This window comes from Enterobacter cloacae complex sp. SHL009 (assembly GCF_049237205.1).
GTDB classification, from domain to species: Bacteria; Pseudomonadota; Gammaproteobacteria; order Enterobacterales; family Enterobacteriaceae; genus Enterobacter; species Enterobacter cloacae_M.
Genome location: NZ_JBMKIW010000013.1, coordinates 74,236 through 100,944 on the forward strand (window position 1 = coordinate 74,236; position 26,709 = coordinate 100,944).

Sequence of the window (26,709 nt, forward strand, 5' to 3'; positions counted from 1 at the left end):
ACGCTTTTATTCAGAAGGGTTAAAGCACGTAGCTATAGTTTTCCTGCTATTTGCGAAGCGCTTTCCAGATTTTTAGTACTCGACAATTTTCTTATTTTCTTTTGAATTAAACCAGGCTATAAAGCTGTATATCCATACAGTTAAAGGGAATTTTCATGGCACTGGAACAGGGTATTGCGCAGCTGGTTCAGGGATTTATCGCTGCAGGCCGGCCTTCGTCACGTCGACAGACCATTGAGGTACGACGAGCAGGGTACATTGCCAGCGCGGGGCTTGCCGGGAAGATAGAAACGCGCGTTCAGGTGGAGACGCTAGTGCTTGAGGGCCTTACCATTCGAGTATTTTCACCTCTTAATGCCCCTGAAATATTGCCTGCTGCCATCTACTATCACGGCGGATGCTTTATCAGCGGCGGCTTTGATACCCATGACAACCAACTCCGCCAGTTAGCCTCCTACGGCAATTGTCGGGTGATCGCCGTTCAGTACAGGTTAGCGCCGGAGCATACCTTCCCCGCCGCACATGACGATGCTGAAAGAGGTGCAGATCTGGTCTGGCAGTATGCGGACAAATTAGGCGTGGATAAGAATCGGCTCACCCTCTGTGGAGACAGTGCAGGAGGGCATCTGGCGCTGGTAACGGCGCTGAGGCTTAAGGTTAAAGGGCTGTGGCAACCTGTACAGCTTATTCTTATCTATCCCATGCTCGACGCCACGGCCAGCTTTGAAAGCTATGCCCTTAATGGCACGGATTATATTATCACCCGCGATACCCTGCTCAGCGGGTATGAAATGTATCTCGCAGAGACTGACCGCCAGCATCCGGAAACCAGCCCGCTGTGGCGCGATGATTATTACGGACTTCCGCCAGTGCACATCATTACCGCAGAGTACGATCCGCTGTGCGATGAGGGAGAAATGTTGTATCAGCATCTGACTGAGCAGGGTGTGAAATGTACTGCTCAGCGCTGGCTGGGCGTCATCCATGGCTTCTTTCAGCTTGGCGGCGTCAGCCAGTCAGCGCGAGACCTAATGCGGGATATCGCCGGGCGGATTCAGCACGCCCGGATAACGTGAACAGAAGATTACTCCTCCTCGTTCCCACCCTCTTCATACGCACCGAAGGGCTTCGCTGGAAGAACAATGTAGGTGCCTTCAAACACCGCCCCTGGTGTTTTATCGCCAAACAGTTCAACCTGCATTTGTACGCGGGCTTTGCGGCCGCGTGCCAGGCGGTCGAGATCGCCACCCAGTGACCCCAGATCGGCCACGGCGCTCGGCTTGCCGCTTATCGGTGCGCTATAGCGAATGTGTGCATCGGCGAGAATGATGGTTCCGCCCAGATGACGCTCGCGAAGCATCAGCCAGATGAGACCCCACCCGGTGAGCGTCGCGAGGGAAAACAGACTTCCGGCAAACAGGGTGTGGTGCGGGTTCTGATTGCCGGTTTCCGGCATGGTGGTAATAAATTTTTGTCCGGTGTACTGCTGAATGCGCACGCCCATTTTTTCGCTGAGCGGAATGTGCTGATACCAGGCCTGCTGCAGCTGCCCGCACCAGTCGGCGCGATGAAGAATATCATCCAGCGTGGCGATGGGTTTGATCATCAAAAAATGACGAATCGGCGTGGTTTGCGGGGTTGTGATTTCCCCCTGATTCACAAAACCGAGCTTGGCGAAGAATTCTACGGCATCTTCGCGGGCGCTACAGGTGACGCGCTTAACGCCTTCCTGACGGGCGACGGACTCAAGGGTCATCGCCATTAGCGTTCCCAGACCTTTGTCCTGAACGGAGGGATGAACCGCCATAAAGCGAATCGACGCTTCGTTATCGGCGTTGATATACAAGCGCCCGACGGCGACGAGGTTACCCTCTTCGTCCATCACCATCTGATGGTGGGCCATCGCATCCCAGGCGTCTCGTTCAGATCCTTTTGGCTGATGCAGTGGCTTGCGCAGCATTTCCCAGCGGAACTGGTAATAAGCGTCTAACTCTTCTTCCGTTTGCGGTACTCGAAGGTGATACATAGCTGTACTCTCTCTTGTTACCCGCGGCCACGCCGCCAGTTGGCTCATACCTGGAGCCAGAATGTGACGGGGCCATCGTTCACCAGCGAAACCTGCATATCTGCAGCGAATCGTCCGGTTTGCGTATTCATTTCCTGCTGACGACAACGCTCAACAAAGTACTCGTAAAGTGCTTCCGCACGATCCGGCGCGGCGCCTTTAGAGAAGCTCGGGCGCATGCCGCGCTCGGTATCCGCTGCCAGCGTAAACTGGGAAACCACCAGCACGCTGCCGCCCGCCTGCTGGACGTTCAGGTTCATCTTGCCTTCCGCATCGCTGAAAATACGGTAGCCCAGCACGCGCTCACACAAGCGGTTGGCTTTTTGTTCGTCATCATCCTTTTCGACACCTAACAACACCAAAAGTCCTGGGCCAATTTCACCCGTCACCTCTCCCTCCACGGTGACGCTGGCACGGGTTACGCGCTGTATCAATGCAATCATGGTTGGTCTGCTTCTAATTGTTTTTCAGCTTCTGCTGCTTTTTTAAGTTCGCGGTATACACCGAGAGTGACAGTTATTTCAGCACCAAGCAAGACGATACACCAGGTCCAGTAGACCCAGACAAACAAAATGGGGATCACCGCCAGCACGCCGTAAATCAGCTGATAGGACGGAAACATGGTGATGTAGAGGGCAAACCCTTTTTTACCGAGCTCAAAAAGCAACGCCGCCACCAGCGCCCCCAAAACCGCATCTCGGTTAGGCACGCGCGTGGTCGGCACGACGCTATAGAGCAGCCAGAACGAGAGCCACGACAGGATCAGCGGAAAGATGCGAAGCACATTATCGATCACACCGTTTAAATCACTCGCCCACCGTAGGGAAAGCAGATACGAACTGATCGCCAGGCTCGCCCCAGCCAGCAGCGGTCCCAGTGTGAGAATCATCCAGTACACGGCAAAGGAATAGACCTTTGGCCGCGCTTTTTTACTCCGCCAGATCGTGTTCAGCGCGTTATCGATGGCGTACATCAGCAGCAGCGCTGTAACGATAAGACCGCATGCCCCCACTGCCGTCATCTTATTGGAGTTGGCAACGAACTGCTCAATGTAGTTCTGGATGACATCCCCGGTTGCCGGAATAAAATTCGCGAAGACAAAATGGCGAAGCTGCAGGCTGACGTCCGCAAACATCGGAAAGGCCGAAAACAGGGCAAAAATGACCGCCACCAGCGGCACTAATGAGAGCAACGACACGTAGGCGAGGTTGCCCGCCAGCGTGGTCATGTTGTCCTCATCAATACGGTGCCAGAGCAGTTTCAGCCATGCCCTCAGCGGGCGAGTATGATGCGTGGCTTTTTGATGAACGGTTTTTAGCATAGCTGCTTCGCAAAGTAGTTTGGTATCGTCTCTTTTCCGGTCACCAGAATTGACGTTATACCTAACTGGTTAGCTCCCTCTACATTATCGGCGTTGTCGTCGAAAAAGACCGCATCGGCCGCGGTGAATCCCTCTGACTGCAGAACAGCCTGATAAATTCGCGCTTCAGGCTTACGCATACCCATCTCCTGCGAAAGATAGATCTTGTCGGCCGCCCCCTTAACTTCAGGGTATTCTTCAGGCCAGAATGTGGTGTGCAGACGGTTGGTATTTGATAGCACAACGACCCGATGGCCCTGCTCGCGCAGTTTGTGCATGATGTCGATCACCTCAGAGCGAACCGCCACAAATACCGCCTGCCAGCCGTGGGAAAACTGTTCATAGCTTAACGAAAGCCCCATCTCCTGGCAGAAACGTTCAGCGAATTCTTCATCACCGATCTCGCCGCGTTCATGCTGATGGAAGGTCTCGCCCATCGCGAAATTCTGCTTCAGTGTCGCCAGCGGAACACGGCTAAAGTCGCTCCACGCACCCAGCACGCGATTAAAATCGATATCGACGATTACGTTTCCTAAATCAAAGATATAAAGCATGGTTATCTCCTGCTCGCCGTGGAGAGGTAACTGTAGCGGGAAAGATAAAGTTTGGCTATGCACGAGATTCAGCTGAGAGGGAGCAGTATGAAGAACAAAAATTTAGCAAGGAAGATGATATTGGCTTTCGGGCGATAGGCTGGGATGAGTTTTATTTAAGTGCGTTTTTCCGAAGATATACGTTTTAGTTCATTTTGCAAAAAATTATAGAAAAACGCTTCCATAAGCTTTTTCTCATCACCATATTCCGCCCAGTTTTTGCCATGGCAATCCCATTTCTCGCGGCTTTGCGAGAAATTGCAACAAGCTCACTTTACTTAAATTTACATTTAGATACAAATACTCTATTTATCTTCTTTTTTATAATGCTAAGTTTACATTACTTTACACATGGAGCTGCTCTTTCGTGAAGATTAAAAAGGGATACGTCCTCAGTGCCGTTTTAATAGCAATACTCTGCGCATTCGCTATTTATTCATACAATGCCTACCAATTTAAAAAAGCCAGCAGAGATATTTTATATCAACTCTCTAGCCAATTAATTGTGAAGCAAGGGCTTGAACCAAAATCTTCAACCCACCTCGTTTTTGATACGTTATATATCGACGGAAACATATCCAAAGATGATGACAAAATCATTGTGGGACTTATCAAAAAAAACCTTATCCCTGTCAGAACAATATCGATAAACAGTGGTGGTGGTGATGTCGAAACTGCAATCAATATAGCACGAATTATTCATGATAAAGAAATTAACATTGAGGTCAGGCGATTATGCCTTTCTTCCTGTGCTAACTATCTTTTCCCAGCGGCAAAAAACAAAATCATCAACTATGGTTCGATTATTGGTTTCCATGGGTCACCTAATTCTGATGACAATAAGTTAACAACTACAGTTAACGGAGAAATCAATACAGACACAACGATAACAGATCGCATTTTCTCAGAAATAAGAAAAACGGATAAAGCATTCTACAAAGAAATAAATGTGTCATGGATGATGCCACTTTGCGGGCAAAAAGAAAATATTGGTGATCCAGACACAGGTCTGTCGACGTACAGCGAAAAGGATTTTACGCGTTTTGGCGTAAAAAACATTTCATTCACGGATGGTGAAATGGTATGGAAAAAGTCTATGGATATTATGGGTATACCTTTTGCTCACTATTGCAAGGAACATTAATAATGCGTGAACTCAATGAAAGTGAATTAAGTAACGTCAGCGGTGCAGGAATGTGGGGTTCTATCGGTAGTGCGATTGGTGGGATGTTCGGTGGTGGTAGTGCTGGTTGTAATGGCAGCTATTCTCACACCAGCACCACTAATAAAGATGGTTCTCACTCTGAAAGCACATCCTTTAGCGGTGGTTGCTCGGTTAACGTTGGTGGTAAAAGCGGTGGTTCATCAAAAGGTAATGGTGGTTCGAAAAGTGGTGGCGGCCGCCAGGGTAATGATCACGGTAGACATTAATTCCTGAATCAATATAACTCATAGCCGCTGATATTTAGCGGCTATTTCCACCCTGCAAGAGGCCAGATATGTTTCGCAAGGAAGCTATTGAATATCAGAATACCCGGTGGGAAGGGAAAGCCGTTCTTCTGCCGGGCATCCCTTTTTCTTTTATCATATTGCTCAGCACTGTTTTTATTGCTTCCATTTCTATTTTTATTACCAAAGGTTCCTATACCCGTCGCGTCATCGTTCACGGTGAGGTAACCACTTTCCCTGGCTCAGTGAATATCTCTGCATCAATTCAGGGTACAGTCGTGAAGAGTTTTGTTAATGAAGGCGATCGCGTAAAAAAAGGTGACGCTCTCTTTCTCATTCATTCGGGTGTATCGACACAATCAGGCCTGGTTGATGAAAATAAAAAAAAGGAGATCGCGCTACAGATAAACAGTATCAGCGTAATGATGTCAAATTTGAACTCTTCAAAAAAACGTACTCTCGCTGCGCTAACAACTCAAAAAGATCATTATCAGTCCAGTTTTAATACCTCATCTGGGTTACTCGTGCAGGCTGAACGGGAACTGAATCAGATTGAGAAGAACGTTAACGATTACCGTAGTTATCAGGAAAAAGGTCTGGTCACCAAAGACCAAATGAGTAGTCAAAACGCACTACTCTATCAACAGCAGAGCAATGTTTCTGACCTGGTCGCCAGAAAATCACAAGACCAGGTTCAGGTCGATACGCTCAATCAGCAGATCCAGTCCCAGGGCGCTGATTATGACCATCAGATTTACCAGCTTGAGCAACAAAAATACGAGCTGGAAAAAGAAAAGTTAAATACAGAAGCGGAAGGTAATTATGTCATCGAGGCAACAGCCGATGGCTTAATCGACTCCATCAATACGGCGCAAGGTAAGATGATCGGCGCAGGCGATGTACTGGCGCGAGTTCAGCAGAATATCCATTCACCATGCTATCTCGAAACCTGGGTTCCCGATGAAGTTCTTCCTTATCTGGCGATTGGCCAGCGCGTTAATGTCAGTTACGACGCCTTTCCTTATGAAAAATTTGGTCAGTTCAGGGCATCAATATCAGCAATATCCAGGCTTCCGGCATCGAAGCCAGAACTCCTGTCAAAACAGACCATCGCACACGAATTCTATGACGATAAAAAGTCCTGGTACAAAATCATGATCAAACCTGACCTACAGTCTGTGCAAGTTCATGGAAAACAACTCTTACTGAGCCAGGGAGCCAAAGCGCAGATTTCTCTTTTCCTTGAAAAGAGACATATCTATGAGTGGTTATTATCGCCCTTTTACGAAATGAAAATGAGCGTAACGGACGCGGGTAATGAATAAACTTTATACACTTGAGACGCTGCTGCGCAAGTTGGATCTGAGGATATTTAAACGCATCCCAGTTGTCTTTCAAACTGAAGCGTCCGAATGTGGCCTGGCCTGTCTTTCAATGATATGCAGTTTTTATGGCAAGCAGGTCGATCTACTGCAACTCCGGCAACAATTCAATTTGTCATCACGTGGGGTCAACCTCCATGCGATAAAAGCAATTGCCAGTGAACTGGAGATGTCGTCACGCGCATTGTCCGTGGACCTTCAGGAATTACATGCCGTGCGTAAGCCCTGCATATTGCATTGGGATTTTAACCATTTTGTCGTACTGATTAAGGTCGATAAGAACAGCGCGGTGATCCACGACCCTGCGTTTGGACGACGGGTGATTAGCATGCCTGAATTGTCCCAACATTTTACTGGTGTTGTGCTTGAGGTATGGCCGGGAACCACTTTCTCAGTTCAAAAGAAGCAAAACAGGTTAAAAGCCTCCACGTTATTAAAGAATATCAACGGACTGATGACATCACTGGCGAAGATATTTTTCTTATCGCTGGTGATTGAGTTGATCAGCCTGCTGTTGCCTGTGGGAACACAATTAGTCACGGATAATGTCATTGCATCCGGAGATTACGGTTTACTTAATATCATCTGTCTTGGGCTGTTTATTCTGATTCTGTTACGTTTGACGATCAGTATCATTCGCTCCTGGACAATGCTGATACTGGGAACACTCATCGACGTCCAGTGGAGTTTTAGCCTTTTTTCTCACCTTATTAAGCTACCAACCACCTTTTTTGAAAGACGCAAACTGGGGGACATTCAGTCTCGTTTCCACTCGCTTGATGTTATACGGGCCACTTTTACCACAGGTTTAACTGGTAGCATTATTGATACGCTAATGCTCATGGGTTTGCTGGTAATGATGTTTTTATACAACCTTCAGCTCAGTATGATAGTGGTCTCTTTTACCGCAATATACACCTTCATTCGGTTTGCTACCTATCGATACTATCGCCAGTTATCCGAAGAAGAGTTAATCAAGGAAGCACGTCTTAATTCTTATTTTATGGAAACCCTGTACGGTATCGCGACGATTAAGATTCAGGGGATGACTGACCTGAGAATCAATAACTGGTTTAATCTTTTTTCAGATAAGGTCAATACCGGCATTCGTTTGACGCGAATGGATCTCTTCTTTGGTGGTGTCGTCTCTTTTATCGCCGCCTGCGATCAAATTGTTATCCTGTGGGTTAGCGGCAGGCTGATGATGGATAGTCATTTAACCATCGGTATGTTTATCGCGTTTAATACCTTCAGGAGTCAGTTCTATGACCGAATAAATGCCCTGATCAACTTTATCATTCAGCTGAAGCTCATCAACTTACATAATGAACGCGTTGCCGATATTGCGCTGCAGGAAGCATCTTCTTCAACGGCCACCAGCCCGCTGCGTTTACCACACGGAGCCTTAACGCTCGAAACTCAGGATTTGACCTACCGTTATGATAACCATGCGGACCCTATATTCAGCAAACTGAATCTGACCATTCATGCCGGGGAGAGTATTGCTATTACGGGCGTATCGGGTGCAGGTAAAAGCACCTTGATGAAAGTGTTGTGCGGTTTATTCGAACCGTCGAACGGCTGCGTCCGAATTAATGGCATTGATATTAAGCAACTTGGTTTTGAGCATTATGCTGAACGCATTGCCTGTATCATGCAGGAAGATAAGTTGTTTTCAGGCTCTATCAAAGAGAATATCACCGGTTTTCGGCCTGACATTGACGAGCAGTGGATGGTGCAATGCGCCATCGCAAGCCATATTCATAATGACATTTTAAAGCTACCAATGGGTTACGAGACACTGATTGGTGAACTTGGGGAAGGGTTGTCCGGGGGTCAAAAACAGCGGATTTATATTGCCCGGGCATTATACCGCAAACCGGGTATTTTATTCATGGACGAGGCGACCAGCCACCTTGATAAAACCAGTGAAAGTCAGGTCAATCAGTCTATACAGGAGATGAACATCACCAGGATTATTATCGCGCATCGCGAAACCACGATTTCATCTGCAGATCGGGTGTTCGTGATAAATGGAGCAGAGTTACTCTAATCCCTGAATTTCGCAGGAAAGAGATAGCTTCGGGACATAACGCCCCAGGTAATGAAGAATTCTGGCGAACATCGAATAAAAAAGCCGCTGAGAGATCAGCGGCTTTTTAGTTGTCGGGTGGCGCTCACGCTTACCCGGCCTAGAGATTGACCGTATTACTCTTCTTTCGCACCGCGCATAGCACGTTTACGATCGTTCTCGGTCAGGTGACGTTTACGGATACGAATTGACTGTGGAGTCACTTCTACCAGTTCGTCATCATCGATGAATTCCAGAGCCTGCTCCAGGGTCATCTTGATCGGTGGAACCAGAACCGTTGCTTCGTCAGTACCGGACGCACGCATGTTGGTCAGTTTCTTACCGGTCAGGCAGTTTACGGTCAGGTCGTTAGAACGACTGTGAATACCGATGATCTGGCCTTCATAAACTTCAGCACCGTGACCCAGGAACAGCTTACCGCGATCCTGCAGACCGAACAGCGCAAACGCAACAGCTTTACCCTGACCGTTGGAGATCAGTACGCCGTTGTTACGCTGGCCCACTTCGCCCGGACGAACGTCGTCGTAGTGGCTGAAGGTGGAGTACAGCAGGCCGGTACCGGAGGTCATGGTCATGAACTCAGAACGGAAGCCGATCAGGCCACGGCTTGGGATCACGTAGTCGAGACGTACGCGGCCTTTGCCATCTGGATTCATGTTTTTCAGGTCGCCTTTACGCTCACCCAGAGCCTGCATCACAGAACCCTGATGCTGCTCTTCAACGTCCAGCGTTACGTTTTCGAATGGCTCTTGTTTACGGCCATCGATCTCGCGGAAGATTACTTTCGGACGGGAAACCGCCATTTCGAAACCTTCACGACGCATGTTCTCAATCAGAACAGACAGGTGCAGCTCACCACGACCAGAAACGCGGAATGCATCAGCATCTTCGGTTTCTTCAACGCGCAGCGCAACGTTGTGCACCAGCTCTTTGTTCAGGCGGTCAAGGATCTGACGAGAGGTAACGAATTTACCTTCTTTACCACAGAACGGAGAGGTGTTGACGTTGAAGAACATGGATACGGTTGGTTCATCAACGGACAGGGCTGGCAGCGCTTCGACATTCTGCGGATCGCAGATGGTGTCGGAGATGTTCAGTTCACCCAGACCGGTGATAGCGATGATGTCGCCCGCTTCCGCAACGTCACTCTCGATACGCTCAAGACCCAGGTGAGTCAGTACTTTACCGACTTTACCGTTACGGGTTTTGCCTTCGCTATCGATGATAGTAACCTGCTGGTTAGGCTTCACTTTACCGCGCTTGATACGACCAATGCCGATTACGCCAACGTAGTTGTTGTAGTCGAGCTGAGAGATCTGCATCTGCAGGGTGCCGTCGAGATCGACGTTTGGTGCAGGAACACGGTCAACAATCGCCTGATATAGCGGGGTCATGTCTTCAGCCATGTCTTCGTGGTCCAGACCTGCGATACCGTTCAGCGCAGATGCGTAAACGATAGGGAAGTCCAGCTGCTCGTCGGTCGCATCGAGGTTAACGAACAGGTCGAAGACCTGGTCAACAACCCAGTCAGGACGCGCGCCAGGGCGGTCAACTTTGTTGATAACAACGATTGGCTTCAGACCATGGGCAAAAGCTTTTTTGGTCACGAAGCGCGTCTGTGGCATTGGGCCATCCATTGCGTCAACGACCAGCAGAACGGAGTCTACCATGGACATTACACGTTCAACTTCGCCACCGAAGTCGGCGTGCCCTGGGGTATCAACGATGTTGATACGGTAGTCATTCCATTTAATCGCGGTGTTTTTCGCGAGGATGGTAATCCCACGCTCTTTCTCCAAATCGTTGGAGTCCATCACGCGTTCTTGGGTTTCGGCACGCGCATCAAACGTACCGGATTGCTGCAGCAGCTTGTCAACCAGGGTAGTTTTACCATGGTCTACGTGCGCGATGATGGCGATGTTACGCAAATTTTCGATCACAACTTTGCCTCAGGCATTTAGAAATAGCGCGTTATTGTACACGGATTAATCGCACTACAAAACAGGATCACAAACATCCCCCGCAAACAAGTATCGCAGAGATGCTTTGTGATCGCTTTCACGGAGCGGTAAAAGGGCACTTTAACGTAAATTGCACCAATATAGTGCTCAATGTTCACATTGAAGCACTATACTGGTGCAACAAATCCATTGTGGTGCAGCCCTTTTGCACTATGGTGCGCATGATAACGCCTTTTTGGGGTGATTTAAAAGTTGGCACAGATTTCGCTTTATAAAAAATACATGGCACCAGCCAGTACAAACAGAAATTGAAGACCTCGTTACCACGACGACAATGACCAATCTGGAGAGTTAAGTATGTCCGCTGAACACGTTTTGACGATGCTGAACGAACATGAAGTGAAGTTTGTTGATCTGCGCTTCACCGATACCAAAGGTAAAGAACAGCACGTCACAATCCCTGCTCATCAGGTGAACGCCGAATTCTTTGAAGAAGGCAAAATGTTTGACGGCTCCTCCATTGGTGGCTGGAAAGGCATTAACGAATCCGACATGGTTCTGATGCCAGACGCGACCACTGCGGTCATTGATCCGTTCTTCGAAGAACCAACCCTGATCATCCGTTGCGACATCCTCGAGCCAGGCACGCTGCAGGGCTACGACCGCGACCCACGTTCTATCGCGAAACGCGCTGAAGAGTACCTGCGTTCTACCGGCATCGCAGACACCGTTCTGTTCGGGCCAGAGCCAGAATTCTTCCTGTTCGATGACATCCGCTTCGGTGCCTCTATTTCTGGCTCCCACGTGGCTATCGACGACATCGAAGGTGCATGGAACTCTTCCACCAAATACGAAGGCGGTAACAAAGGTCACCGTCCTGGCGTGAAAGGCGGTTACTTCCCGGTTCCTCCGGTCGACTCTGCACAGGACATCCGTTCCACCATGTGTCTGGTGATGGAAGAGATGGGCCTGGTTGTTGAAGCTCACCACCACGAAGTGGCGACTGCTGGTCAGAACGAAGTGGCAACCCGCTTCAACACCATGACCAAAAAAGCGGACGAAATTCAGATCTACAAATACGTTGTGCACAACGTTGCGCACCGTTTCGGTAAAACCGCGACCTTCATGCCAAAACCAATGTTTGGCGATAACGGTTCCGGTATGCACTGCCACATGTCTCTGTCCAAGAACGGTACCAACCTGTTCTCTGGCGACAAATATGCCGGTCTGTCCGAGCAGGCGCTGTATTACATCGGTGGTGTTATCAAACACGCTAAAGCGATCAACGCCCTGGCGAACCCAACCACGAACTCCTACAAGCGTCTGGTCCCGGGCTACGAAGCGCCAGTGATGCTGGCCTACTCTGCACGTAACCGTTCTGCTTCTATCCGTATTCCGGTGGTGGCTTCTCCTAAAGCGCGTCGTATCGAAGTTCGCTTCCCGGACCCAGCGGCTAACCCATACCTGTGCTTCGCAGCACTGCTGATGGCCGGTCTGGACGGTATCAAGAACAAGATCCACCCGGGCGAAGCGATGGACAAAAACCTGTACGACCTGCCGCCAGAAGAAGCGAAAGAGATCCCACAGGTTGCTGGCTCTCTGGAAGAAGCCCTGCAGGCGCTGGACGCAGACCGCGAGTTCCTGACTGCAGGTGGCGTATTCACTGACGACGCTATCGATGCCTACATCGCCCTGCGTATGGAAGAGAACGACCGCGTGCGTATGACTCCACACCCGGTTGAGTTCGAACTGTACTACAGCGTTTAATAAAAGTTGTTTTACCCGGCGTGATAAACGCCGGGGGTAGTTGCCGTGGAAACTTTTAGCCCATCTCCGGATGGGCTTTTTTCTCCACCAACAACCTGATCTCACGCGCTTTTTACGCCGAAAACGCTATACTGCACTAAATTAGTGCAAACGACTCCAGGAGACTGCTGAATGGCAACTGGCACGCTGCCCGATGCTGGGCAGATCCTCAATTCTTTGATTAACAGCATATTGCTGGTCGATGACGAGCTGGCCGTTCATTACGCCAACCCGGCCGCGCAGCAGCTGCTCGCCCAAAGCGCACGTAAACTGTTCGGTACCCCGCTTCCTGAACTCCTGAGCTATTTTTCGCTGAATATTGGCCTGATGCAGGAAAGTTTGCAGGCTGGCCAGGGGTTTACCGATAACGAAGTCACGCTGGTGATCGACGGGCGCTCGCACATTCTGTCGTTAACCGCGCAACGGCTTCCCGAAGGTCTGATCCTGCTGGAAATGGCGCCGATGGATAATCAGCGTCGACTGAGCCAGGAGCAGCTTCAGCATGCGCAGCAGATTGCCGCCCGTGATCTGGTGCGCGGTCTGGCGCATGAAATCAAAAACCCGCTGGGTGGATTACGCGGCGCGGCGCAGCTTCTGACCAAAGCGCTGCCCGATCCCGCGCTGGCGGAGTATACCAACGTCATCATTGAGCAGGCGGACCGTCTGCGGAATCTGGTAGACCGTCTTCTTGGGCCACAGCAGCCGGGAATGCACGTCACAGAAAGCATCCATAAAGTGGCTGAGCGGGTGGTGAAGCTCGTCTCAATGGAGCTGCCAGAGAACGTCACGCTGGTACGTGATTACGACCCAAGCCTGCCGGAACTGGCCCATGACCCGGACCAGATTGAGCAGGTCCTGTTGAATATTGTGCGTAATGCCCTGCAGGCGCTGGGGCCTGAAGGCGGTGAGATTATTTTACGCACCCGCACCGCCTTCCAGCTCACGTTACACGGCGTGCGCTACCGGCTGGCCGCCCGAATCGACGTTGAGGATAACGGGCCCGGCATTCCATCGCATTTGCAGGACACCCTGTTCTACCCGATGGTAAGCGGTCGCGAAGGCGGAACCGGCCTGGGCTTATCCATTGCCCGCAGTTTGATCGATCAACACTCCGGGAAAATTGAATTTACCAGTTGGCCGGGACATACCGAGTTTTCGGTTTTCCTGCCGATTAAAAAATAAAGGTGACGTTTATGCAACGAGGGATAGTCTGGGTAGTCGATGACGATAGCTCCATCCGTTGGGTGCTTGAACGCGCGCTCACAGGGGCAGGATTAAGCTGCACGACGTTTGAGAGCGGCAGCGAAGTGCTCGACGCACTCACCACCAAAACGCCAGATGTTCTGCTTTCGGATATTCGTATGCCGGGCATGGACGGGCTGGCGCTGTTAAAGCAGATCAAACAACGCCACCCTATGCTTCCGGTCATCATAATGACCGCGCACTCCGATCTGGATGCCGCAGTGAGCGCCTATCAGCAAGGGGCATTCGATTATCTGCCCAAACCCTTTGATATCGACGAAGCGGTGGCGCTGGTTGAGCGCGCGATTAGCCATTATCAGGAGCAGCAACAGCCGCGCCACGCGCCCGATTTTGGGCCAACCACAGACATTATCGGTGAAGCGCCGGCGATGCAGGACGTGTTTCGCATTATTGGTCGTTTATCCCGCTCGTCCATCAGCGTATTGATTAACGGTGAGTCGGGAACCGGTAAAGAGCTTGTGGCGCATGCATTGCACCGCCACAGCCCGCGGGCAAAAGCGCCGTTCATCGCCCTGAATATGGCGGCGATCCCGAAGGATTTGATTGAGTCCGAACTGTTCGGCCATGAAAAAGGGGCATTCACCGGCGCCAATACCATTCGCCAGGGGCGGTTTGAACAGGCCGACGGCGGTACGCTGTTTCTGGATGAGATCGGCGATATGCCGCTGGATGTCCAGACCCGCCTGCTGCGCGTGCTGGCCGACGGGCAGTTTTATCGCGTGGGCGGCTATGCGCCGGTGAAGGTGGACGTGCGTATTATCGCCGCGACCCACCAGAACCTGGAACAACGCGTGCAGGAAGGAAAATTCCGTGAGGATTTATTCCACCGTCTGAACGTCATCCGCGTTCATCTGCCGCCGCTGCGTGAGCGTCGGGAAGATATTCCCCGCCTGGCACGTCATTTCCTGCAGGTGGCCGCCCGCGAGCTGGGTGTGGAAGCCAAGCAGCTTCACCCGGAAACCGATGCCGCTCTGACGCGTCTGGCGTGGCCGGGCAACGTGCGTCAGCTGGAAAACACCTGTCGCTGGTTAACCGTGATGGCCGCCGGGCAGGAAGTGCTGATTCAGGATTTACCGGCCGAGCTGTTTGAAGCAACCGCGCCTGAAAGCAGTACCGGGCACGCGCTGCCGGACAGCTGGGCGACGCTGCTGGCGCAGTGGGCCGACCGCGCGCTGCGTTCCGGTCATCAAAACCTGCTGTCTGAAGCTCAGCCAGAGATGGAGCGTACGCTGTTAACCACCGCGCTTCGCCATACGCAGGGTCATAAGCAGGAAGCCGCTCGCCTGCTGGGATGGGGACGTAATACCCTGACGCGCAAGCTTAAAGAGCTGGGAATGGAGTGATCGCACGCCGCTGTGTAAAGGTTATTAATTGAGCGCAAATTGCCGTTATTTTGCGCTTTACTGTTCCGATGAGTTTTGTATGATCGTGCCCGGAAATTGGGGGTGAACATCATGCTGGAAACAATCGTGAATATGCTCTCTAGCGGAGCCGCTGAAAGCCACACGCCACAAACAGCCGTTGCGGCTATGTTGTGTGCGGCGCTGGTTGGGCTGTTTAGCTAGCGAGTTGAACGTAAAAGCCGGGTGGCGGCTTCGCCTTACCCGGCCTACGTTTAGTGCTTTTGGCAATGCGCCTTAAATCACCCGCGAGAACTGCTGCAGTCGCGCTTTCTGACGCAGATACGCGTCAAAGCACATGCAGATATTACGGATCAACAGACGCCCTTTCGGCGTGACCTCAATCGCGTTCTCCGACACATCCACCAGCCCGTCTTTCGCCAGCGGTGCAATCAGCTTCAGGTCTTCCGCAAAATAATCGCTGAAATGAAGATCCCACTGCGACTCAACGTCGCTGAAATCGAGACGGAAGTTGCAAATTAGCGCCTTAATCACATCGCGCCGGATGCAGTCGTCGCGCGTTAACGCAATGCCGCGCCACAGCGCGTTGCCCGTTTCATCAACCTGCTGGTAGTAAAGCTTCAGCTCTTTCTGGTTCTGCGCGTAGCAGTCGCCAATCATGCTGATAGCGGAGACGCCCATCCCCAGCAAATCGGTATCGCCCTGGGTTGTGTAGCCCTGGAAGTTTCGGTGCAGAACGCCTTCATGCTGCGCAATCGCCAGCTCGTCATCCGGACGGGCAAAGTGATCCATCCCGATAAACTGATAGCCGGTTTCGGTCAGCGAGGTGATGGTTTCCTGCAGGATATCCAGCTTCTGCTGGGCAGAAGGAAGATCGGCATCTTTTATTTTGCGCTGAGCGGCAAAGAGCGTCGGCAGATGCGCATAGTTAAAGACGCTCAGGCGGTCCGGGTTGAGTTCGGCCACGCGCTTCAGGGTGAAGGCGAAGCTTTCCGGCGTCTGCTTTGGCAGGCCGTATATCAGGTCAATATTGGTCGAGGTGAAACCAATCTCACGCGCGTGATTGAGTAAGGCAAAGATAAATTCTTCGTCCTGCTCGCGGTTCACCAGACGCTGAACCTCTTTATTGAAATCCTGCACGCCCATGCTCAGACGATTGAAGCCTTCGGCGCGTAAGTGATCCAGTACATCCAGCTCAATTTCACGCGGATCGACTTCGATCGAGATTTCAGCGTCGGCGTTAAAACTGAAATTGCCGCGCAGCAGGGTCATCAGGCGGCTTATTTGCGCTTTATTCAGATAGGTTGGCGTACCGCCGCCCCAGTGAAGCTGGCTGACGTGACGGCCAGCAAACAGCGGCGCGCGATGCACAATTTCTTGTTCGAGTGCATCAAGATACTGGTCGGCTTTGTGCTGCTGACGGGTAACGATTTTATTGCACCCGCAGAAGTAGCAGAGCTTGTGGCAGAACGGAATATGGACGTAGAGCGACAGCGGACGCTCAGGATAGCGCGCGACAGCCTGCTGGAAATCAGCCTCGCCGAAGGCATCGGAGAACTCCAGCGCGGTGGGGTATGACGTATAACGCGGCCCGGAATAGTTATATTTCTGGATTAGGGCCAAATCCCAGTCGATAGTTGGTGCTGACATGCTCACTCCTTCCGTTGGTGTCGCGTTCGTATACGGCGGCCCGTTCTGGCCCCATCGCGGGCCATCATTCGGGTGCGCAGCCACTTCTGTCGCCGCGACAACCGCCGTAGTTTAACGAATAACCACACCAGATAACATATAACCGGAAGGGTTATAAGCAGGACTATCGTGCCTGCCGGGTGCAAATGTTAGTTTCCACCCTTCAGAAGACGCATCATATCTTCCTGCTTTTCGTCTTCTTCTTCATCTTCGTCATCGTCGTATGACAGGCCCAGCTTCTGCATCAGTTCATCGATACGATCCAGTTTGGCATCCACCCATGACTGCTCTTCAGCGGTCAGGGTTTCACCCTCTTCAAGACGTTCCAGCAGCGCGTCCAGGCGCTCATCGTTCTCCAGCAAATCCAGCTCAGCCTGCGGTGAAAGCATAGGTTTCTCGCTCTTTGGTTTGTGCTGCTTAGTGACCGGGGTGTCTGTCACGCCCAGTGGAATGGGAGTTTTACTGCCGATACGAGGGTCTTTCTGCTGTTTGCCTTTCGCAGAAGCACCCGCTGCACCACCACCGTTGGCACGGCTACCCGCAGCATGACCGCGATGTTTTTTATCGCGTTTGCGATCGCGCGCTTCCTGGTTCAGTTCTTCGCGCGTTTTGCGGCGTGCTTTTACAGGGCGTTTCGCGCCTGCAGCGGAGGTTGGTTTTTTCATGATGTTTTATCTTTAAGTCGTTTTCTTCAGTATAGAATTGCGGCGAAATCTAGCAGAAAGCAAGCAAAGAAAAAAGGCGACAGAGCAATCTGTCGCCTTTTTTCCTGACTCACAACCCTTAGCGGGTCAGACATTCCGTGTTTGCCAACAACAAACCCTGTTTATCCCTTGGCTAATACCGTCCGTGATACGGTTCCATTTCCTTTTAAAACGCCTCCAGGCGCTGGTCATCCTGACAATCCTGCGTCTTCGCCTCCTGGCGCTCCTGACCCTCATCCTTAAGTCGATTTCCTGTTGGCTTCCTCGCCCTGACGCACACTTTACCTTGTTCAGTTAAACTAACAAGCAACGAAACGGTACAAAGAGGGATTTTCAGATAATTACCTGGAAATAAGCTTATGATTTAAAACAGTTTGAATTTTTTTACGCCTGCGAATTCTCTGAAATCTCGCATAGCATTACTGGCCGATCTCTCACACCGGTTGTGGCATTCGTCTACTGCTCATAGCAATCAGAAAAGCCTTTTGCCTGCATTCGGGTATAATCCCCTTCAGATTACGATTTTGGAGACGACCACGTGACTACCTGGAACTACCAACAGACGCATTTTGTCACCAGTGCGCCCGATATTCGCCACCTTCCTTCTGATACCGGTATTGAAGTGGCATTTGCTGGCCGCTCCAATGCGGGGAAATCCAGCGCCCTGAATACGCTGACCAATCAGAAGAGCCTGGCGCGCACCTCAAAAACACCTGGCCGTACCCAGCTGATCAACCTGTTTGAAGTCGCAGAGGGCAAACGCCTGGTCGACTTACCGGGCTACGGTTACGCGCAGGTACCGGAAGAGATGAAAATCAAGTGGCAGCGTGCGCTGGGTGAATACCTGGAAAAACGCCTGTGTCTGAAAGGTCTGGTGGTGCTGATGGATATTCGCCATCCCCTGAAAGATCTGGATCAGCAGATGATCGACTGGGCTGTAGCAAGCGATATCGCCGTGCTGGTGCTGCTGACGAAAGCCGATAAGCTGGCGAGCGGCGCGCGCAAAGCGCAGGTGAATATGGTTCGCGAAGCGGTGCTGGCGTTCAACGGTGATGTGCAGGTTGAGCCGTTCTCCTCGCTGAAAAAGCAGGGCGTGGACAAGCTGCGTCAGAAGCTCGATACCTGGTTTAGCGAGCTGGAACCCGCGACGGAAGCGGAAGAAGAGTAATACGGAGCGCGGCGATAGCCGCGTTTTTTTTGCCTGAATTTTTCTTTGCCGCAATAAAAAACGCCCCAGTCATTACTGACTGGGGCGGCTAAAATATTCAGCCAAATCCGATTACGTGAAGTAAAAGGTCTGAAAGATAGAACATCTTACCTCTGTACCCTACGCCGACAACTCTACCCCTTTTTGTGCTGCAGAAAAAGCACTTTTTGTAGTTTTTTTTCATTCTTTACATAGGGAATTCTAATGATTGTCACAAAACGCGCGTTGTTATGTTGCAAACTTACATAAAAAGCGCGTTATGCGAAGAACCGTTAGTGAGCCTGATCCCAGTTTTCTCCACTTCCCACTTCCACCAGCAACGGCACGTCGAGCGTCATGCTGCTTTCCATCAGTTCGTGGATCTTCTTCGACACGGCGTCGAGGTCGTCTTTGTGCACTTCAAATACCAGTTCATCGTGTACCTGCATGATCATTTTCACGCGAGGCTTCTCTTTTTCCAGCCAGGCATCAACGGCGATCATTGCACGCTTAATAATGTCCGCCGCGGTACCCTGCATCGGGGCGTTGATCGCCGCACGCTCTGCGCCAGCGCGACGCGCCGCGTTGCTGGATTTGATGTCCGGTAGGTAGAGACGGCGGCCATCCAGGGTTTCGACGTAACCTTTTTCCTTCGCCTGCGCGCGGGTGCGTTCCATATATTCCAACACCCCCGGATAACGCTCGAAATAGAGATCCATATACTTCTGCGACTCTTTGCGTGGAATGTTGAGCTGGCGCGAAAGACCAAATGCGCTCATGCCGTAAATCAGACCGAAGTTGATCGCCTTAGCACTGCGGCGCTGCTCGTTGGTCACGCTGTCCAGCGGCAAGCCGAAGACTTCCGCCGCGGTTGCCCGGTGGATATCCTTTCCTTCGGCAAACGCGGTCAGGAGGCCTTTGTCGCGGGACAGATGCGCCATAATGCGCAGTTCGATTTGCGAGTAGTCAGCAGAGACAATCAGATAATCCTCTGGTGCGATGAAAGCCTGGCGAATACGGCGGCCTTCTTCGTTACGTACCGGGATGTTCTGCAGGTTGGGGTCGGTTGATGAGAGACGACCGGTCGCCGCAACAGCCTGATGGTACGACGTGTGCACACGACCCGTTTTCGGGTTGATCATCAGCGGGAGCTTGTCGGTGTAGGTAGACTTCAGCTTCGCGAGGCCTCGGTACTGCAGAATCACTTTTGGCAGCGGGTAATCCAGCGCCAGCTCTTCCAGCACCTCTTCAGAGGTTGACGGTGCGCCGCCAGGGGTTTTCTTCAGCGGCTTGATGCCCTGCTTTTCAAACAGAATGGTTTGCAGCTGCTTCGGTGAAGAGAGGTTAAACGGCTCGCCTGCAAGCTCATGCGCTTTTTGCTCGAGCTCGGTCAAACGCTGCGCCAGCTCCCCGGAGTGGTTATGCAGCACCGTTGGGTCAATCTTCACGCCGTTGCGTTCAATGCGGGATAGCACGGGCACCAGCGGCATCTCGATATGCTGGAACACGTTCAGCGGACCTTCATGCTTCTGCAGTTTTGGCCACATCTTCAGGTGCAGCTGCAGCGTGACATCAGCGTCTTCCGCCGCGTAGCGCCCCGCTTCTTCCAGAGCAATCTGGTTAAAGGTGAGCTGATTTTTCCCTTTACCGGCAATCTCTTCAAAGGTGATCGTTTTGTGCTTGAGCCAGCGGTCAGATAAGGAATCCATATCATGGCGGCCCGCGACGCTGTCCAGAATGTAGGATTCAAGCATGGTATCGAAGGCAATCCCGCGCAGTTCAATGCCGTAATTTTGCAGAATGCCGCGGTCGTACTTGAGGTTTTGCCCGACCTTGAGCGCCTTTTCGTCTTCCAGGATCGGCTTCAGCAGTTCGAGCACGCGTTCACGGGAGATCTGCTCCGGCGCATCCAGGTAATCGTGCGCCACAGGGACGTAGGCGGCAATACCCGGCTCTGTCGCAAATGACAGGCCAACCATATTGGCAGAGATGTTATCGAGGCTGTCGGTTTCGGTATCAAAGGCGAAGACCGGCGCCTTTTTCAGTTTATCGATCCAGGCGATCAGCCGTGACTCTTCAAGAATGGTTTCGTAGTTGTCGAAGGAAAGCGCCACGGCTTCTTCTTCCGCCTGCTCTTCTGCGTCAACGACGATTGTCTCCTTCGGCTTTGCAGCAGGTTTAGCCCCTTTCGCCTGCAGCCATTTACCGGCTTCCACGTCAGCGGTCCAGCGCTTGAATTCGTATTTCTTAAACAGGCTCAGCAGATCGTCAGCGGAAGGCTGTTGCACTTCAAGCTGCTCACAGCCCAGCTCCAGTTCGACATCGGTTTTGATTGTGGCCAGCTTATAGGAGAGATAAGCCACCTCTTTGTTCTCTTCCAGTTTTCCGGCCATGGTTTTTGCGCCACGGAAGGAGAGCCCGGCGATTTTGTCTGGCTCCGCGTAGAGCGTATCCAGACCACCTAGCCCCTGGAGCAGCGCCTGCGCGGTTTTTTCACCGACGCCAGGGACACCCGGGATGTTATCCGAGGAATCGCCCATCAACGCGAGGAAGTCGATAATCAGCTCAGGCGGCACGCCATACTTTGTGACCACTTCTTCTGGCCCCAGAATGGTGTTGGTCATGGTGTTAATCAGGGTGATGCCTGGCGTCACCAGTTGCGCCATATCTTTATCACCGGTGCTGATCAGCACAGGACGCCCCATCTTTTCTGCTTCACGCGCCAGCGTGCCGATAACGTCATCAGCCTCAACGCCAGAGACGGCCAGCAGCGGCAGCCCCATCGCTTTTACCATGGTATGCAGCGGCTCAATCTGCGCACGCAGATCGTCAGGCATTGGCGGACGGTGAGATTTGTAATGCTCAAACAGCTCATCGCGGAAAGTTTTACCTTTCGCATCAAAGACTACAGCCGCATGGGTTGGCTGATACTGAAGGATCAGGCTGCGCAGCATGTTCAGCACGCCGTACATTGCGCCGGTAGGTTCCCCTGCGCTATTGGTCAGAGGAGGAAACGCATGGTATGCCCGATACAGGTAAGAAGAGCCATCGACGAGAATAAGAGGGTTTTCTGGGATCTGAACCATAATGTCCGTGCCTTTAATCAATTTATGGGTAAAGGATGCCACAGAAGGATGAAAACATCAGGTATTAGCACCAGATACAGGAAAAGATTTTGCGATCGTGAGGATCGCTCGCAAAAATCAAACTGTGGATAAGTTTGTGCATATTTTCACTTCATATGAATAACAGACGTAAAAAATACATATGAGTTAATTTTTAGATCTTAATTATCATGCTGTTATCACCTTAGATCTTATCTATATGGCCAACCGATGGCAATTTAGTCTATGTGGATATAAGCCTTGATAAGCGCGGAATCACAGTGAAATCGTCTACGGCAGGGTAAAAGCGGCCAAATCATCACATGAAAGCGCCATTAATTTGTCCGTTTTCTGGTAAAATCAGCGCCCAGCGTCGAATAGCCGGCCGCTCACTTACAGCTAACCATTTGAAAAAGCTCATCATGTCGAGATTGCTCGCTGCAATAACATTACTGTTAAGCATCATTTTAACTATCCTGGTGACTGTCGCCTGCTCTGTGCCGATCATTATCGCCGGGATCGTTAAACTGCTGTTGCCTGTCCCTGTGGTGTGGCGAGCCGTGTCCGCATTTTGTAATTTCATGATGTACTGCTGGTGCGAAGGACTGGCGATCCTGCTGTGCCTGAACCCGCATCTGAAGTGGGATATCAAAGGGCTGGAGAGTCTTAGCAAGAAGAACTGGTATCTGCTGATTTGCAATCACCACAGCTGGGCGGACATCGTGGTGTTATGCGTACTTTTTCGCAAACAGATCCCGATGAACAAATACTTTCTGAAACAGCAGCTCGCCTGGGTGCCTTTTATCGGGCTGGCCTGCTGGGCGCTTGATATGCCGTTTATGAAACGCTATTCGCGCAGCTATTTGATTCGTCATCCCGAGCGTCGCGGCAAAGATGTGGAGACCACACGCCGTTCCTGCGAAAAGTTTCGCGCGCATCCTACGACCATCGTAAACTTTGTTGAAGGCTCCCGATTTACGGAGGAGAAGCACCAACAAACCCGCTCTCCTTACCAGCACTTGCTGCCGCCAAAGGCTGCGGGTATTGCGATGGCGCTTAACGTGCTGGGATCGCAGTTCGATAAACTCCTGAACGTCACGCTCTGCTATCCGGAAAACGATAAGACGCCGTTCTACGATATGCTCAGCGGCAAACTGACGCGCATTGTTGTGCGTGTCGATCTGGTCCCGATAGATGCCGGGCTGCACGGTGATTACGTTAACGATAAGAGTTTCAAGCGTCGTTTCCAGCAGTGGCTTAATACGCTCTGGAAAGAGAAAGACGAACAGATAGACAATATTAAATCTTTATACAAAAACGCCGGTCAGTGACCGGCGTTTTTACATCAGCGAAATTACTTCTTCTCAACCAGGTATTTCACGGTATCAGCATACTGCTGTACGAAGATATCCATGCTGCTGGTGTCCATGCCCTGCATGTTCAGCTGGTATTTGCCGTTAACAAACATCGCCGGAACGCCCTGAAGCTGGAGGTCAGCAGCCGCTTTTTCCTGCTGAGCAACCAGAGATTTCACCACAAAGCTGTTCCATGCAGCGTCATACTCTTCACCTTTCACGCCGGCATCAACGAACACTTTACGGATATCCGCAGTGGTCTGAACGGTCTGGGTTTTCTGTACGGCTTCAAACATTGGCGCAGTGATCTTATCTTCCACGCCCAGTGCCATCGCAACCGCCCACGCCTGGGTCAGGTCTTTACCCAATGGGCCCAGGAACTCGACGTGGTACTTGGTCATTTTGGTGCCTTCTGGCAGCTTTTTCTTCACGCTATCCGAAACATGCAGCACCTGCTCGAACTGATAGCAGTGTGGGCAGTAGAACGAGAAAAACTCCAGAACCTGTGGCTCGCCAGCGACCGGTTTGTCCAGCGTGGTGTACTGTTTGCCGTCGGTAAACTGCGCAGCAGAAGCGCTAAATGCCAGAATCATACCTGCCAGCGCCAGCCAAATTTTTTTCATGATTAACTCTCTCCTGGGTGTGTCCAATTAATACATCGGCGTTAATTGCAGAGGGGGTTCCTGAAGAACCTTGACCTGCTCAGTAAATGTAGATATCTGGCTACGCCAGTAATCCTCTCCGGTAAGCCACGGGAAATTCCGGGGAAATGCGGGATCGTCCCAACGCCTGATTAACCATGCGAGATAATAAACAAAACGCATCGCACGTAAAGGCTCAATCAGGGCAATTTCGTCTGAATTAAACGGGTTAAATTCTTCATAAGCTTCAATAATGGTTTCAAGCTGCATGCGTTGCTCGGCTTTGTCGCCATTGAGCAGCATCCACAGGTCCTGAACCGCGGGCCCCATACGCGCATCATCGAGATCGACAAACAGCGGGCCATCACGCCAGAGGATATTTCCGGCATGACAATCGCCATGCAGGCGCAGGACGGAAATATCGTCACGCCAGCAGGTTTTAACAGCTGCAATGAGCTTATCGGTGGCGTTGAGGAAATCATCCTTTAACGCAGTGGGGATCATGGCAGACGTTTCGAATATTTCGCGTGGCTCAAGAAGGTATTCCTGAATTCCGATAGTCGGGCGGGCAATAAAGACTTTTTTGCGTCCCGTCTGGTGTATGCGCCCAAGATAGCGGGCAACCCACTCCATCTGATCGATATTATCCGCTTCAAACTGGCGGCCACCCAGGCTCGGGAATACAGCGTAGTAAAACCCTTCGTGCGTGAGGAGCGTTTGATTATTGAATTTTAGCGGCGCGGCAACGGGAACATCGTCATCCAGCAGATCGTGAGCAAACTGATGCTCTTCCTGAATTTGTTCTGCGGACCAGCGTTCTGGACGATAGAACTTTACGACGAAGCGCTGACGATCCTCGTCCTGGAATTGATAGACGCGGTTTTCGTAGCTGTTTAACGGGGTTAGCCCGGAGTCCACCCGAATACCCTGTTCAAACAGGGCATTCATAATGGTGTCCGGGTGTAATGTCTGGAAAGTAAAAGCCTGGTCGTTCATCCGATCATCCGGAAATTATACGAATGATTCAGGATATCATCTTGTGGCGATTTCGGTGCCGCCGCTTACAAGCTTTTACTCTTTAATTACGCCTCGGGCGCGCAGTAATGCGGTCTTAAAATCTTCCTCATAATCCTTCTGAATACCAGGAATAACAGCATCTTTGGCAGAGTCACGCATTTTAAGGTGGTAGATCAGGATGTCGTCAGAAAGGTCTGCCAGTTCGCCGTCAAAACCTGACTCTTTCGCCAGTTTCTGTAAAAATTGCATCAGATTTAGCTCTGGCTCTTTTTGCCAGGCGGGCTGGAGGAGTTCAATAACTTCATTCAGACGTTTACATTTCATGGTGGTGCTCCTTTCATTTAGAGTGACACGTTAGCAGGGTAAATCCCACAATAAAAGAGGCGATATTCGTGAATCTTAGCCAGGAAATCATTGGGGTCGTTCTGGCAGGTGGCAGAGCGACGCGAATGGGGGGAAAAGATAAGGGGCTTCAACGCCTGAACGGCAAACCCTTATGGCAATGTGTCGCTGATACGCTCGCAGGCCAGGTGTCGACAATGGTCATCAGTGCTAACCGGCATATCGACACTTACCAGCTCAGCGGGTACGCCGTTTACCAGGATATCCTTGAGGATTACCCGGGACCGCTGGCTGGTATGCTTTCGGTCATGCAACAGTCTCACGGAGAGTGGTTCATCTTCTGTCCCTGCGATACCCCGTTTATTCCGTCCTGTCTTGTCGAACGTTTGTTGCTGCTTCGGGGTACGGCTCCTGTGGTTTGGGTACATGACGGCGAGCGTGATCATCCTGCTATCGCATTGATGCACCGATCCCTGGCGCCAGCCCTGCAGTCCTATCTGGCTGCGGGAGAGCGCAGGGTGATGGCTTTTATGCGCGAGTCTGGCGGTCATCCCGTTGATTTTAGCGATTTAAAATCAGCTTTTGTGAATGTGAATACGCCTGACGATTTGCAGATGATGCAGGAGAAAAGATGATACCTGTCGTAGCCATTTCTGCCTGGAGTGGGACCGGGAAAACCACGCTGCTGAAAAAGCTCATTCCTGCGCTTTGTGCCAGAGGTATCCGTCCAGGATTGATTAAGCACACCCATCATAATATGGATGTCGATAGACCGGGCAAAGATAGCTATGCATTGCGTAAAGCGGGTGCAGCGCAAACGATGGTGGCAAGTACTCAACGCTGGGCGCTGATGACAGAAACGCCGGATGAGGCGCCGCTGGATCTCGCTTATCTGGTCAGCCGGATGGATCATACCACGCTGGATCTGGTGCTGGTTGAGGGATTTAAGCATGAGGCCGTGCCTAAGATCCTACTGTTCAGAAGCGATGCCGGGCATGATTTCAGCGAATTAACGCTGGATGAGCATGTGATTGCGGTGGCCAGTGATGTTGTATTGCCGCTTGAAGTTCCGACGCTGGATTTAAATGATGTGGAAGGGATTGCGGAGTTTATAGTGGAGTGGAGTGCGATCTGACTTACCGGGTGGCGGTTTCGCCCTACCCGGCCTACAAATCTCTGTGATGCTAAAACGCAAAAAGGCCATCCTTACGGATGGCCTCTTCACTTATTTAATGCCTGGCAGTTCCCTACTCTCACATGGGGAGACCCCACACTACCATCGGCGCTACGGCGTTTCACTTCTGAGTTCGGCATGGGGTCAGGTGGGACCACCGCGCTA

At 51.3% G+C, this 26,709-nt stretch carries 25 protein-coding genes and 1 rRNA gene; 13 read left to right on the forward strand and 13 right to left on the reverse strand.

The features are described 5' to 3' along the window. Positions 1-155 precede the first annotated feature (155 nt). The gene (locus ACOTZC_RS21660) at positions 156-1,076 is read left to right on the forward strand and encodes an alpha/beta hydrolase (RefSeq protein WP_126304472.1); all 921 of its coding nucleotides are present in this window, start codon (positions 156-158) and stop codon (positions 1,074-1,076) included. A gap of 8 nt (positions 1,077-1,084) precedes the next feature. On the opposite strand, the gene fabY is transcribed toward ACOTZC_RS21660, so the two are convergent. The 4 genes from fabY to yihX are packed head-to-tail and all read right to left on the reverse strand — an operon-like array spanning position 1,085 to position 3,979. After that, positions 1,085-2,026 carry a fatty acid biosynthesis protein FabY gene (gene fabY, locus ACOTZC_RS21665; RefSeq protein ID WP_023309755.1) on the reverse strand — a complete coding sequence of 314 codons (942 nt, stop codon included), beginning with the start codon at positions 2,024-2,026 and terminating at the stop codon, positions 1,085-1,087. A 44-nt stretch (positions 2,027-2,070) separates the two neighbouring features. After that, complete coding sequence (gene dtd, locus ACOTZC_RS21670) at positions 2,071-2,508, reverse strand: D-aminoacyl-tRNA deacylase (protein WP_008501836.1); 438 nt, start codon at positions 2,506-2,508, stop codon at positions 2,071-2,073. Next, positions 2,505-3,386 carry a virulence factor BrkB family protein gene (locus ACOTZC_RS21675; RefSeq protein WP_023309756.1) on the reverse strand — a complete coding sequence of 294 codons (882 nt, stop codon included), beginning with the start codon at positions 3,384-3,386 and terminating at the stop codon, positions 2,505-2,507. Before ACOTZC_RS21675 ends, dtd begins: the two co-directional genes overlap by 4 nt. Then, a complete protein-coding gene (gene yihX / locus ACOTZC_RS21680) occupies positions 3,380-3,979 on the reverse strand; it encodes a glucose-1-phosphatase (RefSeq protein ID WP_248169881.1) in 600 nt (199 codons plus the stop codon). The genes ACOTZC_RS21675 and yihX overlap by 7 nt, the downstream gene beginning before the upstream one ends. 406 nt (positions 3,980-4,385) lie before the next feature. Here yihX and ACOTZC_RS21685 point away from each other — a divergent pair, with 406 nt between their 5' ends. The 4 genes from ACOTZC_RS21685 to ACOTZC_RS21700 all read left to right on the forward strand — a co-directional run bounded on the left by ACOTZC_RS21685 (position 4,386) and on the right by ACOTZC_RS21700 (position 8,902). Beyond that, positions 4,386-5,162 carry a hypothetical protein gene (locus tag ACOTZC_RS21685; RefSeq protein WP_023309758.1) on the forward strand — a complete coding sequence of 259 codons (777 nt, stop codon included), beginning with the start codon at positions 4,386-4,388 and terminating at the stop codon, positions 5,160-5,162. Between the two features lie 2 nt (positions 5,163-5,164). Next, on the forward strand, positions 5,165-5,449 hold the full coding sequence (locus ACOTZC_RS21690; RefSeq protein WP_023309759.1) for a hypothetical protein: 285 nt from the start codon (positions 5,165-5,167) through the stop codon (positions 5,447-5,449). Positions 5,450-5,517: 68 nt separating this feature from the next. Next, positions 5,518-6,792: an HlyD family secretion protein gene (locus ACOTZC_RS21695; RefSeq protein WP_421636022.1), complete on the forward strand. Its 1,275-nt coding sequence runs from the start codon at positions 5,518-5,520 to the stop codon at positions 6,790-6,792. Next, positions 6,785-8,902: a peptidase domain-containing ABC transporter gene (locus tag ACOTZC_RS21700; RefSeq protein WP_047749199.1), complete on the forward strand. Its 2,118-nt coding sequence runs from the start codon at positions 6,785-6,787 to the stop codon at positions 8,900-8,902. Before ACOTZC_RS21695 ends, ACOTZC_RS21700 begins: the two co-directional genes overlap by 8 nt. A 155-nt stretch (positions 8,903-9,057) precedes the next feature. Here the strand turns inward: ACOTZC_RS21700 and typA are convergent, their stop codons facing one another. Continuing rightward, positions 9,058-10,881, reverse strand: a complete 1,824-nt coding sequence (gene typA / locus ACOTZC_RS21705; RefSeq protein ID WP_023309762.1) for a ribosome-dependent GTPase TypA — start codon at positions 10,879-10,881, stop codon at positions 9,058-9,060. Positions 10,882-11,259: 378 nt separating this feature from the next. Between typA and glnA the strand changes: the two genes are divergently transcribed. The 4 genes from glnA (at position 11,260) to ACOTZC_RS21725 (ending at position 15,536) form a co-directional block, all read left to right on the forward strand. After that, positions 11,260-12,669, forward strand: a complete 1,410-nt coding sequence (gene glnA / locus ACOTZC_RS21710; protein ID WP_023309763.1) for a glutamate--ammonia ligase — start codon at positions 11,260-11,262, stop codon at positions 12,667-12,669. A gap of 171 nt (positions 12,670-12,840) precedes the next feature. Beyond that, the gene (gene glnL / locus ACOTZC_RS21715; protein ID WP_008501857.1) at positions 12,841-13,890 is read left to right on the forward strand and encodes a nitrogen regulation protein NR(II); all 1,050 of its coding nucleotides are present in this window, start codon (positions 12,841-12,843) and stop codon (positions 13,888-13,890) included. Positions 13,891-13,901: 11 nt separating this feature from the next. After that, on the forward strand, positions 13,902-15,314 hold the full coding sequence (gene glnG, locus ACOTZC_RS21720; RefSeq protein WP_023309765.1) for a nitrogen regulation protein NR(I): 1,413 nt from the start codon (positions 13,902-13,904) through the stop codon (positions 15,312-15,314). Between the two features lie 111 nt (positions 15,315-15,425). Beyond that, on the forward strand, positions 15,426-15,536 hold the full coding sequence (locus tag ACOTZC_RS21725; RefSeq protein ID WP_023333898.1) for a YshB family small membrane protein: 111 nt from the start codon (positions 15,426-15,428) through the stop codon (positions 15,534-15,536). Between the two features lie 72 nt (positions 15,537-15,608). Here ACOTZC_RS21725 and hemN read toward each other — a convergent pair whose 3' ends face one another. After that, positions 15,609-16,982 (reverse strand): oxygen-independent coproporphyrinogen III oxidase, encoded by a 1,374-nt coding sequence (gene hemN, locus ACOTZC_RS21730; protein WP_248169885.1) that lies wholly within the window; start codon positions 16,980-16,982, stop codon positions 15,609-15,611. A gap of 188 nt (positions 16,983-17,170) precedes the next feature. Beyond that, a complete protein-coding gene (yihI, locus tag ACOTZC_RS21735; protein ID WP_023309767.1) occupies positions 17,171-17,686 on the reverse strand; it encodes a Der GTPase-activating protein YihI in 516 nt (171 codons plus the stop codon). A gap of 577 nt (positions 17,687-18,263) precedes the next feature. Between yihI and yihA the strand changes: the two genes are divergently transcribed. Continuing rightward, positions 18,264-18,893 carry a ribosome biogenesis GTP-binding protein YihA/YsxC gene (yihA, locus tag ACOTZC_RS21740; RefSeq protein ID WP_023309768.1) on the forward strand — a complete coding sequence of 210 codons (630 nt, stop codon included), beginning with the start codon at positions 18,264-18,266 and terminating at the stop codon, positions 18,891-18,893. Between the two features lie 311 nt (positions 18,894-19,204). Here the strand turns inward: yihA and polA are convergent, their stop codons facing one another. Both polA and ACOTZC_RS21750 read right to left on the reverse strand, forming a co-directional pair. Further along, entirely contained in the window at positions 19,205-21,997 is a 2,793-nt protein-coding gene (gene polA / locus ACOTZC_RS21745; protein WP_023309769.1) for a DNA polymerase I, read from the reverse strand. Positions 21,998-22,334: 337 nt separating this feature from the next. Beyond that, positions 22,335-22,598 (reverse strand): hypothetical protein, encoded by a 264-nt coding sequence (locus ACOTZC_RS21750; RefSeq protein WP_223825995.1) that lies wholly within the window; start codon positions 22,596-22,598, stop codon positions 22,335-22,337. Here ACOTZC_RS21750 and ACOTZC_RS21755 point away from each other — a divergent pair. Continuing rightward, positions 22,495-23,346, forward strand: coding sequence for an acyltransferase (locus ACOTZC_RS21755; RefSeq protein ID WP_229218479.1), 852 nt, complete (start codon positions 22,495-22,497; stop codon positions 23,344-23,346). The genes ACOTZC_RS21750 and ACOTZC_RS21755 overlap by 104 nt on opposite strands. Positions 23,347-23,369: 23 nt before the next feature. On the opposite strand, the gene dsbA is transcribed toward ACOTZC_RS21755, so the two are convergent. From dsbA to ACOTZC_RS21770, 3 genes are all read right to left on the reverse strand, one after another. Then, complete coding sequence (dsbA, locus tag ACOTZC_RS21760) at positions 23,370-23,993, reverse strand: thiol:disulfide interchange protein DsbA (protein ID WP_032662678.1); 624 nt, start codon at positions 23,991-23,993, stop codon at positions 23,370-23,372. Positions 23,994-24,020: 27 nt separating this feature from the next. Beyond that, positions 24,021-25,007 (reverse strand): serine/threonine protein kinase, encoded by a 987-nt coding sequence (locus tag ACOTZC_RS21765; protein ID WP_045405307.1) that lies wholly within the window; start codon positions 25,005-25,007, stop codon positions 24,021-24,023. Positions 25,008-25,082: 75 nt separating this feature from the next. After that, positions 25,083-25,352, reverse strand: coding sequence for a YihD family protein (locus ACOTZC_RS21770; RefSeq protein WP_003861904.1), 270 nt, complete (start codon positions 25,350-25,352; stop codon positions 25,083-25,085). A gap of 68 nt (positions 25,353-25,420) precedes the next feature. Here ACOTZC_RS21770 and mobA point away from each other — a divergent pair, with 68 nt between their 5' ends. Further along, entirely contained in the window at positions 25,421-26,005 is a 585-nt protein-coding gene (gene mobA / locus ACOTZC_RS21775; RefSeq protein ID WP_045405305.1) for a molybdenum cofactor guanylyltransferase MobA, read from the forward strand. Continuing rightward, positions 26,002-26,505 carry a molybdopterin-guanine dinucleotide biosynthesis protein MobB gene (gene mobB / locus ACOTZC_RS21780; protein WP_045405302.1) on the forward strand — a complete coding sequence of 168 codons (504 nt, stop codon included), beginning with the start codon at positions 26,002-26,004 and terminating at the stop codon, positions 26,503-26,505. Before mobA ends, mobB begins: the two co-directional genes overlap by 4 nt. Before the next feature lie 99 nt (positions 26,506-26,604). On the opposite strand, the gene rrf is transcribed toward mobB, so the two are convergent. Beyond that, a 5S ribosomal RNA gene (gene rrf, locus ACOTZC_RS21785) occupies positions 26,605-26,709 on the reverse strand; the annotation flags it as partial.

What these genes read in the sequence shown, in the direction of transcription:
- ACOTZC_RS21660 (WP_126304472.1), top strand. Translation starts at nt 156, where the DNA reads ATGGCACTGGAACAGGGTATTGCGCAGCTGGTTCAGGGATTTATCGCT.
- fabY (WP_023309755.1), bottom strand. Translation starts at nt 2,026, where the DNA reads ATGTATCACCTTCGAGTACCGCAAACGGAAGAAGAGTTAGACGCTTAT.
- dtd (WP_008501836.1), bottom strand. Translation starts at nt 2,508, where the DNA reads ATGATTGCATTGATACAGCGCGTAACCCGTGCCAGCGTCACCGTGGAG.
- ACOTZC_RS21675 (WP_023309756.1), bottom strand. Translation starts at nt 3,386, where the DNA reads ATGCTAAAAACCGTTCATCAAAAAGCCACGCATCATACTCGCCCGCTG.
- yihX (WP_248169881.1), bottom strand. Translation starts at nt 3,979, where the DNA reads ATGCTTTATATCTTTGATTTAGGAAACGTAATCGTCGATATCGATTTT.
- ACOTZC_RS21690 (WP_023309759.1), top strand. Translation starts at nt 5,165, where the DNA reads ATGCGTGAACTCAATGAAAGTGAATTAAGTAACGTCAGCGGTGCAGGA.
- ACOTZC_RS21695 (WP_421636022.1), top strand. Translation starts at nt 5,518, where the DNA reads ATGTTTCGCAAGGAAGCTATTGAATATCAGAATACCCGGTGGGAAGGG.
- ACOTZC_RS21700 (WP_047749199.1), top strand. Translation starts at nt 6,785, where the DNA reads ATGAATAAACTTTATACACTTGAGACGCTGCTGCGCAAGTTGGATCTG.
- glnA (WP_023309763.1), top strand. Translation starts at nt 11,260, where the DNA reads ATGTCCGCTGAACACGTTTTGACGATGCTGAACGAACATGAAGTGAAG.
- glnL (WP_008501857.1), top strand. Translation starts at nt 12,841, where the DNA reads ATGGCAACTGGCACGCTGCCCGATGCTGGGCAGATCCTCAATTCTTTG.
- glnG (WP_023309765.1), top strand. Translation starts at nt 13,902, where the DNA reads ATGCAACGAGGGATAGTCTGGGTAGTCGATGACGATAGCTCCATCCGT.
- ACOTZC_RS21725 (WP_023333898.1), top strand. Translation starts at nt 15,426, where the DNA reads ATGCTGGAAACAATCGTGAATATGCTCTCTAGCGGAGCCGCTGAAAGC.
- hemN (WP_248169885.1), bottom strand. Translation starts at nt 16,982, where the DNA reads ATGTCAGCACCAACTATCGACTGGGATTTGGCCCTAATCCAGAAATAT.
- yihI (WP_023309767.1), bottom strand. Translation starts at nt 17,686, where the DNA reads ATGAAAAAACCAACCTCCGCTGCAGGCGCGAAACGCCCTGTAAAAGCA.
- polA (WP_023309769.1), bottom strand. Translation starts at nt 21,997, where the DNA reads ATGGTTCAGATCCCAGAAAACCCTCTTATTCTCGTCGATGGCTCTTCT.
- ACOTZC_RS21750 (WP_223825995.1), bottom strand. Translation starts at nt 22,598, where the DNA reads ATGAAATTACAAAATGCGGACACGGCTCGCCACACCACAGGGACAGGC.
- dsbA (WP_032662678.1), bottom strand. Translation starts at nt 23,993, where the DNA reads ATGAAAAAAATTTGGCTGGCGCTGGCAGGTATGATTCTGGCATTTAGC.
- ACOTZC_RS21765 (WP_045405307.1), bottom strand. Translation starts at nt 25,007, where the DNA reads ATGAACGACCAGGCTTTTACTTTCCAGACATTACACCCGGACACCATT.
- ACOTZC_RS21770 (WP_003861904.1), bottom strand. Translation starts at nt 25,352, where the DNA reads ATGAAATGTAAACGTCTGAATGAAGTTATTGAACTCCTCCAGCCCGCC.
- mobB (WP_045405302.1), top strand. Translation starts at nt 26,002, where the DNA reads ATGATACCTGTCGTAGCCATTTCTGCCTGGAGTGGGACCGGGAAAACC.